14 protein-coding genes and 1 tRNA gene are annotated in these 16,022 nt (G+C 61.1%); 5 read left to right on the plus strand and 10 right to left on the minus strand.

From position 1 onward, the window contains the following. Positions 1–3 precede the first annotated feature (3 nt). The 3 genes from AT395_RS04550 to AT395_RS04560 form a co-directional block, all read right to left on the minus strand. Positions 4–375 carry a DUF3742 family protein gene (locus AT395_RS04550; protein ID WP_003454730.1) on the minus strand — a complete coding sequence of 124 codons (372 nt, stop codon included), beginning with the start codon at positions 373–375 and terminating at the stop codon, positions 4–6. 86 nt (positions 376–461) lie between these two features. Then, positions 462–926 (minus strand): type II toxin-antitoxin system YhaV family toxin, encoded by a 465-nt coding sequence (locus AT395_RS04555; RefSeq protein WP_003454727.1) that lies wholly within the window; start codon positions 924–926, stop codon positions 462–464. Next, a complete protein-coding gene (locus tag AT395_RS04560) occupies positions 926–1,243 on the minus strand; it encodes a type II toxin-antitoxin system PrlF family antitoxin (protein ID WP_003454724.1) in 318 nt (105 codons plus the stop codon). Before AT395_RS04560 ends, AT395_RS04555 begins: the two co-directional genes overlap by 1 nt. Before the next feature lie 313 nt (positions 1,244–1,556). Here AT395_RS04560 and mobH point away from each other — a divergent pair, with 313 nt between their 5' ends. Then, positions 1,557–3,404 carry a MobH family relaxase gene (gene mobH, locus AT395_RS04565; protein ID WP_031329115.1) on the plus strand — a complete coding sequence of 616 codons (1,848 nt, stop codon included), beginning with the start codon at positions 1,557–1,559 and terminating at the stop codon, positions 3,402–3,404. A gap of 26 nt (positions 3,405–3,430) precedes the next feature. Here the strand turns inward: mobH and AT395_RS04570 are convergent, their stop codons facing one another. Next, complete coding sequence (locus tag AT395_RS04570; RefSeq protein WP_003454714.1) at positions 3,431–3,736, minus strand: helix-turn-helix domain-containing protein; 306 nt, start codon at positions 3,734–3,736, stop codon at positions 3,431–3,433. Positions 3,737–3,840: 104 nt separating this feature from the next. Between AT395_RS04570 and AT395_RS04575 the strand changes: the two genes are divergently transcribed. Then, positions 3,841–4,467, plus strand: a complete 627-nt coding sequence (locus AT395_RS04575; protein ID WP_003454711.1) for a LysR substrate-binding domain-containing protein — start codon at positions 3,841–3,843, stop codon at positions 4,465–4,467. A gap of 32 nt (positions 4,468–4,499) precedes the next feature. Here the strand turns inward: AT395_RS04575 and AT395_RS04580 are convergent, their stop codons facing one another. The 5 genes from AT395_RS04580 to AT395_RS04595 form a co-directional block, all read right to left on the minus strand. After that, positions 4,500–6,356, minus strand: coding sequence for a tyrosine-type recombinase/integrase (locus tag AT395_RS04580; RefSeq protein WP_004265627.1), 1,857 nt, complete (start codon positions 6,354–6,356; stop codon positions 4,500–4,502). A 238-nt stretch (positions 6,357–6,594) separates the two neighbouring features. Next, positions 6,595–6,668, minus strand: a tRNA-Gly gene (locus tag AT395_RS04585). 237 nt (positions 6,669–6,905) lie between these two features. Next, positions 6,906–7,859, minus strand: coding sequence for a hypothetical protein (locus AT395_RS25470; RefSeq protein ID WP_125347486.1), 954 nt, complete (start codon positions 7,857–7,859; stop codon positions 6,906–6,908). 818 nt (positions 7,860–8,677) lie between these two features. Then, positions 8,678–8,908, minus strand: coding sequence for a hypothetical protein (locus AT395_RS04590; RefSeq protein WP_048627969.1), 231 nt, complete (start codon positions 8,906–8,908; stop codon positions 8,678–8,680). Between the two features lie 212 nt (positions 8,909–9,120). After that, the gene (locus AT395_RS04595; RefSeq protein ID WP_010805203.1) at positions 9,121–9,324 is read right to left on the minus strand and encodes a cold-shock protein; all 204 of its coding nucleotides are present in this window, start codon (positions 9,322–9,324) and stop codon (positions 9,121–9,123) included. 498 nt (positions 9,325–9,822) lie between these two features. Between AT395_RS04595 and AT395_RS04600 the strand changes: the two genes are divergently transcribed. Further along, positions 9,823–10,131, plus strand: a complete 309-nt coding sequence (locus tag AT395_RS04600; RefSeq protein WP_072632774.1) for a DUF1272 domain-containing protein — start codon at positions 9,823–9,825, stop codon at positions 10,129–10,131. A gap of 222 nt (positions 10,132–10,353) precedes the next feature. On the opposite strand, the gene AT395_RS04605 is transcribed toward AT395_RS04600, so the two are convergent. Then, positions 10,354–10,596, minus strand: coding sequence for a helix-turn-helix domain-containing protein (locus tag AT395_RS04605; protein ID WP_048627968.1), 243 nt, complete (start codon positions 10,594–10,596; stop codon positions 10,354–10,356). A gap of 386 nt (positions 10,597–10,982) precedes the next feature. Here AT395_RS04605 and ggt point away from each other — a divergent pair, with 386 nt between their 5' ends. After that, positions 10,983–12,734 (plus strand): gamma-glutamyltransferase, encoded by a 1,752-nt coding sequence (gene ggt, locus AT395_RS04610; protein ID WP_048627967.1) that lies wholly within the window; start codon positions 10,983–10,985, stop codon positions 12,732–12,734. Between the two features lie 241 nt (positions 12,735–12,975). After that, on the plus strand, positions 12,976–16,020 hold the full coding sequence (locus AT395_RS04615; protein WP_048627966.1) for an autotransporter family protein: 3,045 nt from the start codon (positions 12,976–12,978) through the stop codon (positions 16,018–16,020). Positions 16,021–16,022 lie beyond the last annotated feature (2 nt).

Below are 16,022 nucleotides of genomic sequence, written 5' to 3' on the forward strand. Positions count from 1 at the left end.
CCTCTAGGCTTGCTCGTCTTCTGGATCGTGGGGGTCGATCCGGTAATCGTCATGGGTGTAGAGGCCGTACCCGGCAGGGCCGTATCGCCATTCCGGCTTGTGTTCCTCGTCGTAGCTCCCATCGTCGTTGCGGACTACCCAGGCGCCGACCAGCGCGAACGCAAGCAGCAGTGCCAGCCAGAACGCGGTGTAGAGCAGGACACCGATCGCAGCGAGCTTGACGGCCAGCAGCGCGGCCTTGGCAATGCCAGGCGCCCATCCCTGCGCGAGCAGCCAGCCCTGCGCCCGCCGATCCAGACGCGCGCAGCCTCTCCACGCCCGGCCCAGTGTCCGGCCGAGGCGTTCTGCGAAGGTGGTCTGTGCGGCGGTCTTCATGGTGGCTACCTCATGTTCATCCTGTCGTGTGGCTGTGATCCCTGTCCGTGTCGCGATTGAAACCTGTGCTGTTCTTCAACCGCGGTCTAGTCCTTGTCTGCTGCGCGCCAGTCGGCCTGGCTTGCGGCCACCAGCGCCGCCCAATCGTCCGGCGGGTTGCCGCGTCCCAACATCTTCTCGAACACCGCATAGGGGTCGGACTTGCTGCCCGACGACCGCAAGGTCTGCTCGTCGTTGACCCAGGCGAACACGATCGCCTTGGCCTTGGAGTCGAAGCGGAAGAACAGCCGGAACCGCCTCCCGATCTTTGCGCGCCGCCAGTGCCGGTAGGCCGGCCCCAAGGTGTTGCCCTGGCGGAATTCGTCGCGCGCAGGATCGCTCGGCACGACATCCATGATCAACTGGCTCAACGCCCGGAACAGCTTGACGTTGGCGTTGCTCTCGAACCCCTGCGGGTCGTTCTGTTCGGCCCGTTCCGCGGCCGCGTGCAGCTTGCGCAACTGCTCGATCACGCCCTCGTGGAACAGGAGCGTCCAACCGTGCCGCTGCATCAGAGCGCCACTTCGCCTTCGATGTCTTCATCGAGGTTCACCGCGTGGTGCGCGTTGGCCAGCATGGCCCGCGCCAGATCGTCCGGCAGGGACTGGACGTGCCGCCCGGCCCGGATGTCCGCTTCCAGCAGCCCCAGGAAGGCGCCGATGGCCGGGTCTTCATGGTCGGCGTCGGCGCGGGTCACGACGACTTCGCCGCCGCGCAGGTCGAACGCCACCTTGCCGCCGGTGTCCACGCCCAGCGCTTGCCGGATGGACTTGGGCAGCGTGATCTGACCCTTGGAGGTCAGCGTCGCGACTTCGTGGATTTCGGGCATGGCGGCACTCCTGATGGCAATGCCTGGATGGTAAGGAAATTTCCTTACCTTGTCAATCTGGGTGTGCATGGTGCTCCGTCCGGTCGATGAAACGGCTCCATCGTAGGGGCGGCACAGCCAGCCTTCCCGCATCAATCCGACTTGGGCCAAACCCGCATTGGTTGTGGTTCGGCAGGCGTCGTTGCCCTATATCCAAAGGTTTCCGTAAAGGCCAAAGGGCTGGGGAAGGGGCAAGGGAATGGGGCCAAGGGGAAAGGCCCTACCCGAAAAGGCCAAAAGGCTCTCCCGACCGGCCCGCCGTCTGGGGTTCGCCATGCTCTCGCTGTTCCAACGCAAACGGGTGCCACCTGCCGCCAGTGCGCCACCGCCCAAACCTCCCGCCGAGCCCGGCAAAGGGCTGATGCGGCCGGAGCCGGCCGCATCGCTGCTGGCGACGCCGCGCCGGCAGAAGCTGCTGGAACACATCTGGCAGCGCACCTCGCTGTCGCGCCGGCAGTTCGCCACGCTGTACCTCGCCCCGCTGGAACGCTACGCCGAGCTGGTCCAGCAATTCCCCGCGTCGGAGGCCCATCACCACGCCTATCCGGGCGGCATGCTGGACCACGGCCTGGAGATCGTCGCCTACGCGCTCAAGCTGCGGCAGTCGCATCTGCTGCCCGCCGGCGCCACGCCGGAGGCGCAAGCCGCCCAGGCCGAGGCCTGGACCGCAGGCACCGCCTATGCTGCGCTGCTGCACGACATCGGCAAGATCGCGGTCGACCTGCACGTCGAGTACGCGGACGGCACGGTCTGGCATCCCTGGCACGGCCCGCTGCGGCGGCCGTACCGCTTCCGCTACCGCAGGGAGCGCGAATACCGGCTGCACAGCGCCGCCACCGGGCTGCTCTACGCCCGGCTGCTCGATCCGGGCATCTTCGACTGGCTCGCCGACTACCCCGACCTGTGGGCCGCGCTGCTGTACGTCCTGGCCGGCCAGTACGAGCACGCCGGCATGCTCGGCGAACTGGTCGTGCAGGCGGACCAGGCATCCGTCGCCCAGGAACTCGGCGGCGATCCGAGCAAGGCCCTGGCAGCGCCCCGGCACGCACTGCAGCGCAAGCTGCTCGATGGCCTGCGCTACCTCCTGAAGGAAGAATTCAAGCTGAACCAGCCCCAGGCCTCGGATGGCTGGCTGACCCAGGACGCGCTCTGGCTGGTGAGCAAGACCGTCTCGGACAAGCTGCGCGCGCATCTGCTGTCGCAGGGCATCGACGGCATCCCGGCCAGCAACACGGCGGTGTTCAACGTGCTGCAGGATCACGGCATCGCCTTGGCCACACCGGACGGCAAGGCGATCTGGAAGGCCACCGTCACCAGCGATGCCGGCTGGTCGCACAGCTTCACCTTCCTGAAACTGTCTCCGGCCATGGTCTGGGATGCGGCCGACCGGCCGGCGCCGTTCGCGGGTCGCGTGCAGGCCGACGAGGAACAAGGGGCGCCGACACCGCAGGCACCGGCATCCGAAGCGCCAGGCTTGGAAAGCGCCGATACGGCGCCACCAAGCATCGCGCCGACCGTCCCTATGCCCACCGACAACGGCGTGGCTGCGCTGCTCGATCTGCTGAGTGACACGGCCCCACCCGTAGCGCCGGAGGCCCCGAGCGAACCCGAGCCTGCCTCGCCACCGGCGCCTACGGTGCTGCCGCAGATAAGCCTCGCGCCATTTCAGGATCGGCCGGAGCCATCCGGCGAGCATTTCATGGCCTGGCTGCGTCAGGGCATCCAGACGCACAAGCTCATCATCAACGACGCCAAAGCCTTGGTGCACAGCGTCGCCGGAACGGCCTACCTGGTGAGCCCCGGCGTCTTCCAGCGCTATGCGCAGGAACATCTGCAAATCGCCGCACTGGCGAAACCGGAGAACCTGGAGGGATGGCAGTGGGTGCAGAAGCGTTTCGAGAAGCTAGGCCTGCACCGCAAGCAAGCCAGCGGGCTGAATATCTGGACCTGCGAAGTCACGGGGCCGCGCAAATCCAGGCGACTGCACGGCTACCTGCTGAGCGCTCCCGAAGCGCTGTTCCAGGAAATGCCTCCGGACAATCCATACCTGCGCCTCCTCACCGAGGCCGTAAAGCGCGAAAATTCAGCCGCCGGTAATAAGAACGACAACGAACAGGGGTAGACAAGGAGCCACGGCGCGGGCCGGCTTCAGTCCGCTGATTTAGGCGGAGCCGTCTCTGCCAGCTTGGCTTCAGTCAGCGCCATCAAGTGGGCAGAACTGCATTTCAGCGCACGGGCGATTTTGAGAATGAGGGGGAGCGTGGGGACATGCTCGCCACGCTCGATCTTTCCCATGTGCGAACGCTCGATTCCTGACAGATGAGCCAGCGTTTCCTGGGCGATGCCTTGACTGGTTCTTTCTTCGCGCACGGAGGCCCCAAACGCGATGGCTGGTTCCGCTTCGTAGGTTGTTGTCCCGGTGGGCCGGCCTCTTTGAATCGAACGCTTTTGCATTGCCAAAAGCGTCGAGGATTGACACGATATAAACCACGTTAAACTTAACTCAATAGAAGCGACTTCATCGGTCGCCGCGAGTTCACTGCCTGGAGGAACTGGACGTGAAATCGAGCGATGCCTCCACTGAAATCCGGGTGGCTGTGCTCGGCGAGTGGGTGCCTTCACCGCTTGCCGACTTGCTGGCGTTGCAGCGCGCCGAAGAGCCAGAGACCGCCACCGCCTTGATCGGATGCAGTTCCACAGCGCAGGCGCAGGAACTGCCGCACGATAACTTTGACTTGGCCCTGTCCACAGCCGCCTGGGAGTGGCCAGGCTGGGTGTGCGAGCCGTTGTGGCATGACACGCTGGCAGTCGCCGTCGCCAAGCGCTCGCACCTGCTGTCCTACCGTGAAGTGCCTCGCCAAGAGCTGCTCAAGCAGCCGTTGATCTGCGCGCAGTCAACGGCCGACGAGCCGTGGCGCGCGGTGGCGCATGGCCTGGTCGAGGATGCACCGCAGGGCCATGAGCAGACCGTCAGCACCTTCGACATGGCGATGACGCTCGTCTCCGCGGGCTACGGCATTGCCGTCGCACCCGCCGCGAGACTGACCTGCTACCTGCGTCGCGGCATCGCCGCGCGGCCATTGGCTGGCGCACCCATCATCGTGATGGCCTACCTGCTTCGCCCGTCCTCGTCCTTGACCGAGCCCCAGGAAAGATTCGCCCGCCGCGCGCGCTCCGTGTCCTGAGACAGGGGCGCGCACTGCTGGGCGCTGGCGCGCTACGCAAACGCCACCTGCTGCGGGGACCACTCGCTTTCCTTCACCGTCGTGCTCACCGCCATGATGATCTTGTCGAGATTTGTGGCACTGACGCTTTCCAGAGCCGAGCCGCCGCGCAGCTTCGCGCGCGGCTGCAGGAGCGCGTTGTAGATCTGCCAAGGGTCGGCGCCCCTGGTCAGCTTGAGGACCGCCTGGATCAGCGCGTGCTTGACCGGATCGAGATGCCAATCCGGCACGCGCTGACCACGGTTGCCCAGGTTCAGCGCCAGCAGGTTGCCGGCCTTGATCTCGTAGCTGATCCACCGGCGGGACTTGCCCGCCATCTTCGCGTACTCGGCGACTGGCAGGTTGTGTGGTGCCTCGAAGACATCGACCAGTTCCATCCGCTGGCGCTGTATGTCGGACAGCGGTTCCTCCATGACGGAACGCGGCAACGGCACTGCGGGCAGCCGATGCGTCTCGGCTGACACCAGTGGCATCGCGTCTCCCGGCCTGGTCACGATCAGGAGCGGCGCCGACGCGGCCGCTGGTTTGGGTGGCGCACTCGCGGCTTCCTCATCCGAGAGGACGGGCACGCCCTCCAAATGAATGGTGAGCGGCATGCTCGCTGCCTCGACCATGTTCTGCTCGAAGAGATCGAGCCGGTCGGCCCAATCCTGCATCATCCGCCGCCGCTGCTCGACGTACTCGGCGTGGTTGTAGGTGGCACTGACCTTGTTGGGATCGACGTGCGAGAGTTGCGCGTCCACCCACACCTTCGGGTAGCCGATCTCGTTGAGCGCGGTGGACATCGTGCCCCGGATGCCGTGCCCGGTCAGCAGGTCGCGATAGCCCATGCGCTTGAGCGCGCCGTTGAGCGTGTTCTCGCTCATGCGCTTCTTCAACTCGCTGTCGTGGCGGAACAGATAGTGCTGGGCCGGTTTGAGCTGTTCGAGCAGGTGCCGGACGATCTCGATGGCCTGCACCGACAGCGGCACGATGTAGGGTGGAATGTCCTTGGGCAACTGGCGCTTCCTGCGCATGTCCACCTGGAGCTGCTTCACGACCTCGGGCGGGATGATCCAGAGGCCCCGATCGAGGTCGAACTGATCCGGCGTCGCCAGGCGCAGCTCGCCCGTGCGCACGCCGGTGAATAGCAGCAGCCGCAGACCGAGCTGGGTCTGCAGCCGGCCACGATACTTGCGCAGGCGCTGCAACAGCTTCGGCAACTCGGCCATGCGCAGGAACGGGTTGTGGTTCACCGGGGGCAGCGGCAGCGCCACCACGTCGAGGTCGGAAGCCGGGTTCTGCTCCAGGCCCGGCACGACCACCAGCGCGTAGCGGAACATCTGGTTGAACCACGTCCTGACTTTCTCGGCGACGGAGAGCGCCTTGCGCCGCTCGATCCTGGCGATCACTTCCAGCAGGTCAGGGCGTTTGATGTCGTAGATCGAGCGCTTGCCCAGCAAGGGCAGCACATCCTTGGCGAAGACGCGAGGGAGGATCGAGAGGGTGGTCTGCCGGCCCTTCTTGAGGCCGCGTTCGCGGTGGGCAAGCCACTTCTTGTAGATCGCCTCGAAGGTGTTTTCACCGGCGAGTTTGACCGCGGCGCGCTTTTGCTTGCGGTGAAGGCGCGGGTTGATGTCCTTGGCCACCAAGGCGCGCGCCTCGTCACGCAGGGCGCGTGCCTCACGAAGGGACACCTCGGGATAGGTGCCCAGCGACATGCGCTTGGGCTCCTTCATCCAGTAGTAACGGAAGTGCCAGCTCTTGCTGCCCGTGGCCGTCACGGCCAGGGAGAGACCATCGATGTCTGGAAGTGTGTAGGCCTTGCCGGTGGCTTTGGCTTGGCGGACCACCAAGTCTGAGAGTGCCATGCTCTAGCTCCTGAACATGAGTCAGGAACCAGATGCTTAACCCATCGACCTCAGCGCCCTAGCAACAATCCGGAAGCCGTCGTGCCCGCAAAAATGGACACAAAAATGGACATAAACGTCGTGGCTTCAGGTGGATTTCCGTGGAGCCCACTGGAACATCGAGGTGTCGAAAACTCAACCAGAATCAACGACTTACGATGCCTCTTGGACTTCCTCAGAATTCCCTGGAACGATGCAGTGGAGCGGGCGATGGGAATCGAACCCACGGCTCTAGCTTGGGAAGCTAGGGTATTACCATTATACGACGCCCGCGAAGACCGACATTCTAAGCGGGGTTGGGGGAGTTTGGCAATCTGGGTGTTTCGTAGGTGGTTACGATTCTGGGGTAAGAGCCTTGGGATCGATTCCCATCGCAGGCGCATTTCCGGGTTCCCTTTGGTCCGGTTTCAGGCGGTGTTCGGGCTTCGTTGGTCGCTTAGATAAGAACTTTGATAGAGAAGCATTTCAAAGCAGTTATCTCGACCAAGTGGAAAAGGGCTTGGGCGGCGGCTAATAGGCTGGAATACTGGTGCATCCACCCGACAGCGCTCCGCCGCTAAGCCGGACATTGGGATAGAACGGTTTTTTGCAACTAAAGGATGCATACGTTCTCTTGGGCAGGAACCCACCTCCAAGTCCATACCTGGCATTGGGTTTGACTTGCGAATACTGGTGCGTGCAGGACTGCGATGTCGCCGCCACATCGCATACGACAACGACAATTGGATACGAGCAGGTGTTCTCGATGAACATATCGGCGTCGTTGTACGCCGGCTTGTATACCGGCACCAGTCGTGCGCAGCCATTGACAGGTGGGCTGGAATCAGCACTGGTTGCCCCCATGTTTGTCCCCGCCGAAGCCGAACGTGCCGGAGTACCGGCAGATGCCGTGCCCTGTAGCGCGGAGCCCACTGCTTGAAGCTGCGCCGAATTCTTACTGCCGCCGGCCGCAGCACCCAGAGCCACTGCACCAAGTAGGCTTGCCGTCATCGAACCGACCCCTGATGCGGACTCGCTTTTATCGGAGATATAGGTCGTACTGGAGTTTTCGCCATTCGAATAATTTCGAACGCTGTAGTTGTTCGTTTCCGCCCCGGTTAGAAGACTCCCGCGGGAAAAGCGTCCAGAGCGCGTGGTCGGGCCGCCATGAATCTTGTCGCCATTGATCCACATTTCGCCCATGCCGTCGCGAAGACCCGCCTTCATCTCGCCATCGTAGCGAAGCATCAACGTTGAGCCAGCGTAACCGAGCAGCGTACCCTGCCCGTTGGCGAATCCCCCTTGGCATTCGCCTGACCAAGTGTAGTGCTCCCAAACACCAAAGACGCTGCAATCGGGGCGGTTATCCAACGCGATCTGGGCGTTGCTCTTGTGCGTCGGTCCGGGCAGGCCGCAGCCCGCCAAAATAGCGGCAAGGCCTGTTACCGCGCTGATTTGAAGCCGTTGCAAACGGTTCTTTTTCATACGAATCACCGGCGTCTAGATTTTACGTTCGGGATCATACGATTCTGATCTTAGCGACAACATCATCTATTTGGTGGATGACTGCTTAGCTTGTCCCATGTCCCAAACGCTTTTGTCGCCCGCGATATCGAGGTACCGATTGTTCGCTATGCGCTTGTTGATTTTGTCCTGCACGGGGCAGTCACTTCAAGCTCAGACCGCAGGCACCCCACGTCGACGATAGACGATGAACGCGAGTTCGGATCGGAAGATGTGCTCATCGAGTATTCTCGTTTCAGGCTTGCGTAGCGAGCGCATGAATCTGGGCGATAACCTGTCCCAGTCATCATGCCCCGGCGATGTCGGTCGGAAGAAAACGCCACTGAATACGGGAATCTAACGATCTGGATTTGCAGCTAATCTATCTAAGGACGTACCTGCACCTATGATCACGCCGACCCAAACGGGGCGCATCACGGATGGACGTGTCCTGCGGGATAACGAGAAGTGAAAAATATCATAATTATGTGTTCTGTTATCCAATCCCGGTCTCTGGACGGGGCAGGTCAGATTCTTCGCTCATAAAGGTCGACGGGCTTAACCATGTCGATCCTGAGCGCGTCGTGCAGTCTGAAGAGCGCATTCCGAATTGACGTGACGCTGTTCGGACGTTTCGCGCAACGGCACTCGGGCGCGCCGGTACGTGTGCCCGAAGTCTTTGCGCGATGATCTGCCAGCAGGTGGAATGACCTACCTGCTTCGGGGCCGACAAACCCTTCAACCACGGGCTTTGCCGAGAACCCATTTATCTGCCAGGCATGAAAGTGCCAGACGGCAAGTTAGCCGCGATTGTCGATCCAGTCGCGTGCCCAAGTCGATGCGTGCCCCAACGCTTGCATTTCGTCTTCGAAATATTCGAGTGCATGGAATGCGTAAGAGGTGGACTCGGTGTTAGCGGCATCGCTACGCACAAGCAGCAAATTGGCGGCAAACCAACCGTCGGTCAATCGATATGCCGAAGGGGAAACGGAATACCCGTTGTACTGATGATGATAGTTATTATTTTTCATGGGCGAAGCGCGAGCAATGCGCTAGCGAAAAGCGAGCGAAGCACGTATGGCACATGCCATACAGGCGACCGAACACGGATGCGGGAGCGGGAGTGAGTTTGTCGAGAGGGCAAACGGAGCGCACGAAAAGGGTGCGATCAGATCGGGAGCGTTAAGCGCCGAGAGAGGATGCCAGACAAGTAAAGGGCCGGCGAACCGGCCCTTGAGCTGTGTTACTGCGGGGTAATGTTTGCTGCTTGCATACCCTTCGGGCCACGCTTCGTTTCGTACGTCACCTTCTGGTTTTCAGCGAGCGTCTTGAAACCATCGCCTCGAACTTCGGAGAAGTGAGCGAACAGGTCGTCGCCGCCAGCGTCAGGCGTGATGAAACCGAAGCCCTTGCTATCGTTGAACCACTTAACGGTACCGGTATCCATAATAATTCCTTGAAAATAAATCGATAGCCCCATTGCGGAGCGAGGGAAATTTCAAGGAGTAGGAGAGGACAGCGAATACTGCGCAGAACACGCAGAAAAGTGATGATCAGCAATCAAGCTTCTTGAATATTTCTGAACGCACAGTACGGCTATATACCGAGGCTGTCAATGTATTTCTTGAACCGACGCCGCTGCCGAGGGAGAAAGATTCAGCGGTCGCGTGATAATCGTCGCGTTGGCACATCGATGCGCCGACGCGACGCGTGCTACATCCTTTGATCTCCAGTACGCGCCCATCGCTCATTATGCGCAGACCCGTCGACAAGGCTCCAGATTTGCCGGTTTGCCCGTCGCCTTGTTTGTTCGTCCATCAATGAGCCGACTCGATATTTGCAGTATTGGCAGAGGTTGACTTAAGAATGGCAGGCAGGGCGCTTGTCGGGGAATTTTCATGATCTTACGATGGCGCTGAGTCCACATTCACGAGGAGAGCACCTCATGTTACAACTAAGGCCGAGCTGCGAACATTGCGAAGTCGCATTACCTCCCGAGTCGACGCAGGCGCGCATCTGCAGCTTCGAATGCACGTTCTGTACAACGTGTGTTGACGTTATCCTAGAGAACGTCTGTCCGAATTGCGGCGGAGGCTTTGCCCCTCGTCCCATACGGCCTGCGCACGACTGGAGGAATGGGAACAACGTGTCGGGTCATCCGCCAACGTCGGTTGTCACGCATAAGCCTGTGGATACCGAGAGGCACCGCGTGTTCGCATCGGAGATACGGGGCATCGCACCGCAGGATCGCTAGGCCGCCCTGAGCATTATTCGTTCTGATCGCACGCGCCGGATCTGTGGCTTTCGACTCATCGCCGCGCGTCTATGGGAATTAGGTTGCAGCCACTTGCATTTGTTGCGGCGGGAAATTCGAGAGCCTCGTAATTGCCTGCTTCGCACCCTGCGGGATAACGAAAAGAGAAAAATAGAATAATTTTGTGATCCGTTATCCCATTCAAATCCCGCGCGGGGTGGGTCAGATTCTCTGCTGGTAGAGATTGACGAGTTCAACCACGTCGATCACAAGGGCGTCAGCGATATCAACGAGTTCGGGAAAATCAAGCCGGTATTTGCCGGATTCGTAGTCGAGAGCGAATGCCTCAGGTTTGCCAAGTCGGGCGGCAAGCTGTTTGGGTGTCGAGTGTTTCGCTTGCCGAGTGGCGACGAGATTCCCTGCGAGGGCGTCGATGCAGCGTTGGTGATGGGGAAAGAAGTTCATGAGGTGCGATCTCCGTGGTGAAAGATTGCACCGTCCCCGATGCTGGTCATCGTGCCCAGTCATCCGCCGCATAAGAAGCAGGAACACGTCGCTATGCAAAGCAACAACTAACGGCTCGCTGGTATAGCGGCCTGGCACACCGATGGCCCCGCATCGGCCGGTAGCGAACCGTCTCTCAACGTACCTTCGCCACCTCGTGGACGGGCTCCACAACGTTGGCCCGGAGACGGATTGATGCGCCTTTCGCATGTGCGGTTGCGATCAGTATTTTTGCGTACCTTTCGCAAGTAGCATTGCGGATTTCCGTATGTTTTTGATCGGATATATCTAACCCTGTAATTCCAAAGGAGATGTGAAGTTAAACGAAATAAATAAGGGAGACGTAAATGATCGGAATTCCTTCGTACACCCGATGGCTGGCCACTGCCGGGATTGCAGCATTATGCTCTGCCGGTGTTATCGCTAATGCCGCCGAATCAACGGGAACGTATTGCGAGACAGCGTCGCAATGTATCAATCCGATGGCGGCCGGCGGCATGGTCACGTCGTCCAACTATCTGGCGACGCAGGCGGGATGGAAAGTCCTTCAACAAGGCGGAAACGCTGTCGACGCCGCGATTGCGGTCGCATCGACCATCTCGGTTGTCTACCCGCAAATGAACACGATTGGCGGTGACAATTTCTGGCTCATCTACAACGCGAAAACCAAAGAACTGCGTGCATTGAATGCGAGCGGCCGATCCGGCGAGCGCGCGACCCTTCAGTTCTATCGAGACAAGGGGCTAAGCACCATTCCGCCGCGCGGGTATCTGTCCGTCAATACGGTGCCAGGCGTTGTTTCAGGTTGGGACGAGGCGTACCGATACGCCCAGGCGACCATGGGACGGAGCTTGCCGTGGCGTGATTTGCTGCGCGATGCCGTTCACTATGCAGAAGACGGTTTCATTGTGACGTCCTCGCTGGCGAAGTGGGAGGCGATCAACGTAGATACCGCCGACAAGGTGTATCGCAATCTCCAGCAATTCGACGGCTTCAGACAAATATTCCTGAAGCCTGACGGTACGCCGTATCGGGTAGGCGAACGGCTCAGACAACCTGAACTGGCACAAACGCTCACGCAGATCGCCGAGAAGGGCGCTCAGGAATTCTACAAGGGTGAGATAGCGCGGAAGATCGTGGAGGACCTGCAAGCCAACGGCGGGCTGCTCACGCGTGCGGACTTTGCAAATCACCGCGCGGATTGGGTCAAGCCGATTACGGTGAAGTACCGTGGGTACGATGCCTACAATTTTCCACCGAATACCCAAGGATTCGCGTCGTTGGAAATCCTTAATATCCTCAATCAGTTCGACATCAGGTCGCTGGGCGAAGGATCCGCAGACTACTACCATTTGCTCGTCGAAGCCACTAAGCAGGCCTTCGCGGATCGGGACAGATATCTGTCGGATCCGGACTTCGTAGAAATCCCGCTGACCCAATTGCTCTCGGCGAAGCACGGCAAAGCGCAGGCCGGGCGCATCAATATGCGTCTCGCAAACCATCAGGTGGCGCCGATGGACCCGAAGGGCGATACCGTCTGGTTCGGCGTGGTGGATAGCGAAGGCAATGCCGTGTCGTTGATTCAGAGCATCTATTACGATTTCGGCTCCGGTATCGTGCCGAAGGGGACCGGGATTCTCCTTCAGAATCGCGGCGCTTTCTTCTCACTCGATCCGAACAACGTCAACCATCTGGCACCGCACAAGCGCACATTTCACACGCTGAATCCGGCAATGCTGCTAAAGGACGGCAAGCCGTATCTCGTTTATGGAACGATGGGCGGCGAAGGGCAGCCGCAGACGCAGGCGGCGATCGTGACGCGCATCGTCGATTTCGGCATGTCGCCGCAGGAGGCGATCAACGGGCCCCGCTGGCTGTACGGGCGGACATGGGGCGTTTCTTCTAACGATCTCAAGGTCGAAGGGCGCGTGCCACCCGCTGTCACGGATGAGCTGAAGCGCCGCGGTCATCCGGTCAAGGTCGTCGAGACGTACACGGACACGATGGGGCACGCGGGTGCGATTCTGATCGATCCGGTCACGGGCGTTCGTTACGGCGCGTCGGATCCGCGCGGCGACGGTTTGGCGGCGGGCGACTGATAACGCTGGTCACCGGGCCCTGCGATGGTGCCCGGTGTGCTCTGTTCTTCCACGAATGGAGGCGCCCCCCCACACAACGGAACCGAGTTCCCCCGATGAACGAGCCTTCGAGAAGGCAGGTAGCCGTCTGTCCATTCGATGGCAAAAAAACGACACTGATGACTGAAAATTCACATTCATGTCATTAGTACAACGAATACTCATCGGCTTCGAACAAGTTCCAGAGAGGACATCGGGGTATATGAAACCACTTGCCATTTTGGCCGGCATTGTTGCGCTCTTCGCCGAGCAGCAAGCCTTCGCCGCCAGCTTCGTTATTACCAACGGCCTGACAAGCACCATGGGGCAGACCTTGTCCAACGGGCAGTCCGGCACGATCCAGAACGGTGGTCTGCTATCAGTCGCCGGCAGCACCATCGGTGTGTCCATCACGGGTAACGCCACGCTGGTCAATAACGGCACGATCAGCATGTCGGGCACCGGCCGCGCGATTCGCGACAACACCGGGGGGCTCACGTTGACCGTCACCAACGGTGTCGATGCGATCATGATGACGTACGACGCCGACGTGATCCAGATGAACAAGGCGAACAGTAACGTCGTGTTCAACAACTACGGCACGTTGACCTCGAGGAACAATTCCGGCCAGGGCAATCAGGCGATCGACTTCAACGCGATCACCACGGGCACCAACGTTCTGAACAACTTCGCGGGCGGTGTCATCCAGGCGAACGAAGCAGACGCCGTTCGTCCCGGCGTGAATGGTGTCATTAACAACGCCGGTATCATCCGCTCGACCAACAATCCCGGCAGCACCAGCAGCAGCGATGGTGTCGACGCACAGGCGAACACCGGGGTCGTTGTCGTCAATGCCGGTACCGGGCTGATTCAAGGGGCGCGCCATGGCATCACAGGTGGGCCCGATACCTCGACCGACGGCACATTTACGCTCTCGGTCACGAACAATGCCGGCGGCACGATCCAGGGCATGAATGGTTCCGGGATCAACATCGACGGTTTCAATGCCAAGGAAGTCGTGACGATCAACAATGCCGGCGTGATCGTCGGCAATGGCGTGACGGGCGATGGCGACGGTGTGGACGTTGACGGCCTCGTCAATATCGTCAACTCGGGCACGATTCGCGGCGCGCAGGCGTTCAACGATGTGAGCGAAGGCGTGACCGCCGGTGGCGGCACGATCGTCAACAGCGGCACGATCGTTGGCGAGAACACGGCGGGCGGCGTTGGGCGTGGCATTACGCTCGCCGGTGTCGACAAGGATCCTGTCACCAAGCTACCCATTGCCACGCAGGGGATTTACGCCAATTCCACGATCGTCAACAGCGGTCTCATTCGCGGACAAAGCGACTCGGCGATCGCTGTGACCGGTGCTCGCAATGCGTTCACCGTCACCGTCATCAACCAGGCGAGCGGTGTGCTCGAAGGCGGCGGCGCGACAGCGGCCGTCGTGAACACCGGAGCGAACGACGCCACCGTCGTCAACTACGGAACGATTACCGCCGACCAGAGCGGCAAGGCGGTCGATCTGGGCAGCGGCAACAGCACGCTGCAAATTCTCGGTGGCTCCGCTGTCGTGAATGGCGACGTATCGGGCGGTACCGGCACGAGCACGCTGACCATTACACCGGGCGCCGGCAACGCATTCCACTACAACGGTGCGATCTCGAATTTCTCGGCGGTGACATTGGGCGCCGGCACTATCGCGCTCAATGGCGCGAGTACCTACGCGGGTACGACCGCGATTGCGAGCGGGGCGACGGTTGTGGTGGGCGACGCGACACACCAAAACGCAACGCTCGGCGCCGGCCTGACGACGGTAGCCGCAGGCGCCACGCTGGCAGGCTACGGCGGCACGCTGGGCAGTGTGACGAACGCCGGCATGATCGCGGCCGGCAGCGCGTCACCGGGCGCGGTTGCGGGCGCCACCGGTACGTTCACGATTGCGGGTAACTACATCGGCAACAACGGCACGGTATTGCTGAACGCCTCCCTCGGTAACAACGGCGCATCGGCGGCATCCGACAAGCTGGTGATCAACGGGAACGCCAGCGGTACCACCACGCTCAAGGTCAATATCACAGGCGCCGGCGCGGCAACGACCGGCAGCGGTATCCAACTCGTGCAGGTCAATGGCACATCGGCGCCGGGCACATTCACGCTGGCCGCGCCGGTGCAAGCGGGGGCTTATCAATACCTGCTGCGCGAGAGTGCGGCAGCGGGCACGGCGGGTTGGTATCTGTCGACGGCGTACAGCTCGGGCGCAACGGCGTACCGTGCGGCGAGCGTTGCCTATGCCATGACACCGCAACTCGTGACGGATTTCGGCTTTACCACGCTCGGCCGCTTCCAGGAGCGGGTGGGCAGCCTGCGCGGTAACGCCGGCGATGTTAGCGATAGCGGCAATGTCGGCAACAGTGGCAACAACGGGGTATGGGCGCGCGTGTTCGGCAAGACGATGGACGCCGGCATGTCGAGCCGTTTCAGCGCCGACGAGCGCATGTTCGCCGCCCAATTCGGGCGGGACTGGCGACTGGCTACCGACACCTCCGACATGGGCGGCAGCGCTCACGCGGGGGTGACGGCGACCTTCGGCACGGCGTCCGCATCGTTCTCCGATAGCGCACGAACGCTGGACCCGACACTCTCCGCAGCGACCGGCTCGGTCACCATGCAAGCGCAGTCGGTGGGCGCCTACTGGACGCGCATTCTGCCGCAGGGGGCTTATGTCGATGTGACGACGCAGGTTTCGCACTACCGCAACAAGTACAGCGACGTGGGCGGTATCGGGGCGACGCAAAACGGCGTCGGCGCGGCACTCTCGGGGGAGATCGGTCATCCGTTCGCGATCTTTGGATCGGGCGTCACCATTGAGCCGCAGGCACAGCTGGCCTATCAGTATTTACATCTGAACGGCTTCAGCGACAGCGTGTCCAGCGTGTCGGGCAACACGACGAATGCGTTGCGCGGTCGCGTCGGCTTCAAGCTGGGCGCGCCGGATCTTGCGAACGTCGCGGGCTTCGGCTCGGCGTCGCCCTATCTGACGTTCGACGTTGTGCACGATTTCCTGTCGCCGGGCCATACCAGTGTCGCGGGCGCGACGTTCGACAGCAGCCTGGCGAAGACATGGTACGAACTGGGGGCGGGCATGACCGCGACCTTGAGCCGTGCGTCGGCGCTGTATGCGAGCGTGAAGTACGCCCGCAACCTCGGCGGCGACTATCGCCGTAACGTCTACGGTCAGGTGGGATTCCGTTACCGTTGGTGACG

The sequence above is a fragment of the Pandoraea apista genome (genome assembly GCF_001465595.2).
Taxonomy (GTDB): domain Bacteria; phylum Pseudomonadota; class Gammaproteobacteria; order Burkholderiales; family Burkholderiaceae; genus Pandoraea; species Pandoraea apista.

What these genes read in the sequence shown, in the direction of transcription:
- AT395_RS04550 (WP_003454730.1), bottom strand. Translation starts at nt 375, where the DNA reads ATGAAGACCGCCGCACAGACCACCTTCGCAGAACGCCTCGGCCGGACA.
- AT395_RS04555 (WP_003454727.1), bottom strand. Translation starts at nt 926, where the DNA reads ATGCAGCGGCACGGTTGGACGCTCCTGTTCCACGAGGGCGTGATCGAG.
- AT395_RS04560 (WP_003454724.1), bottom strand. Translation starts at nt 1,243, where the DNA reads ATGCCCGAAATCCACGAAGTCGCGACGCTGACCTCCAAGGGTCAGATC.
- mobH (WP_031329115.1), top strand. Translation starts at nt 1,557, where the DNA reads ATGCTCTCGCTGTTCCAACGCAAACGGGTGCCACCTGCCGCCAGTGCG.
- AT395_RS04570 (WP_003454714.1), bottom strand. Translation starts at nt 3,736, where the DNA reads ATGCAAAAGCGTTCGATTCAAAGAGGCCGGCCCACCGGGACAACAACC.
- AT395_RS04580 (WP_004265627.1), bottom strand. Translation starts at nt 6,356, where the DNA reads ATGGCACTCTCAGACTTGGTGGTCCGCCAAGCCAAAGCCACCGGCAAG.
- AT395_RS25470 (WP_125347486.1), bottom strand. Translation starts at nt 7,859, where the DNA reads ATGAAAAAGAACCGTTTGCAACGGCTTCAAATCAGCGCGGTAACAGGC.
- AT395_RS04590 (WP_048627969.1), bottom strand. Translation starts at nt 8,908, where the DNA reads ATGAAAAATAATAACTATCATCATCAGTACAACGGGTATTCCGTTTCC.
- AT395_RS04595 (WP_010805203.1), bottom strand. Translation starts at nt 9,324, where the DNA reads ATGGATACCGGTACCGTTAAGTGGTTCAACGATAGCAAGGGCTTCGGT.
- AT395_RS04600 (WP_072632774.1), top strand. Translation starts at nt 9,823, where the DNA reads ATGTTACAACTAAGGCCGAGCTGCGAACATTGCGAAGTCGCATTACCT.
- AT395_RS04605 (WP_048627968.1), bottom strand. Translation starts at nt 10,596, where the DNA reads ATGAACTTCTTTCCCCATCACCAACGCTGCATCGACGCCCTCGCAGGG.
- ggt (WP_048627967.1), top strand. Translation starts at nt 10,983, where the DNA reads ATGATCGGAATTCCTTCGTACACCCGATGGCTGGCCACTGCCGGGATT.
- AT395_RS04615 (WP_048627966.1), top strand. Translation starts at nt 12,976, where the DNA reads ATGAAACCACTTGCCATTTTGGCCGGCATTGTTGCGCTCTTCGCCGAG.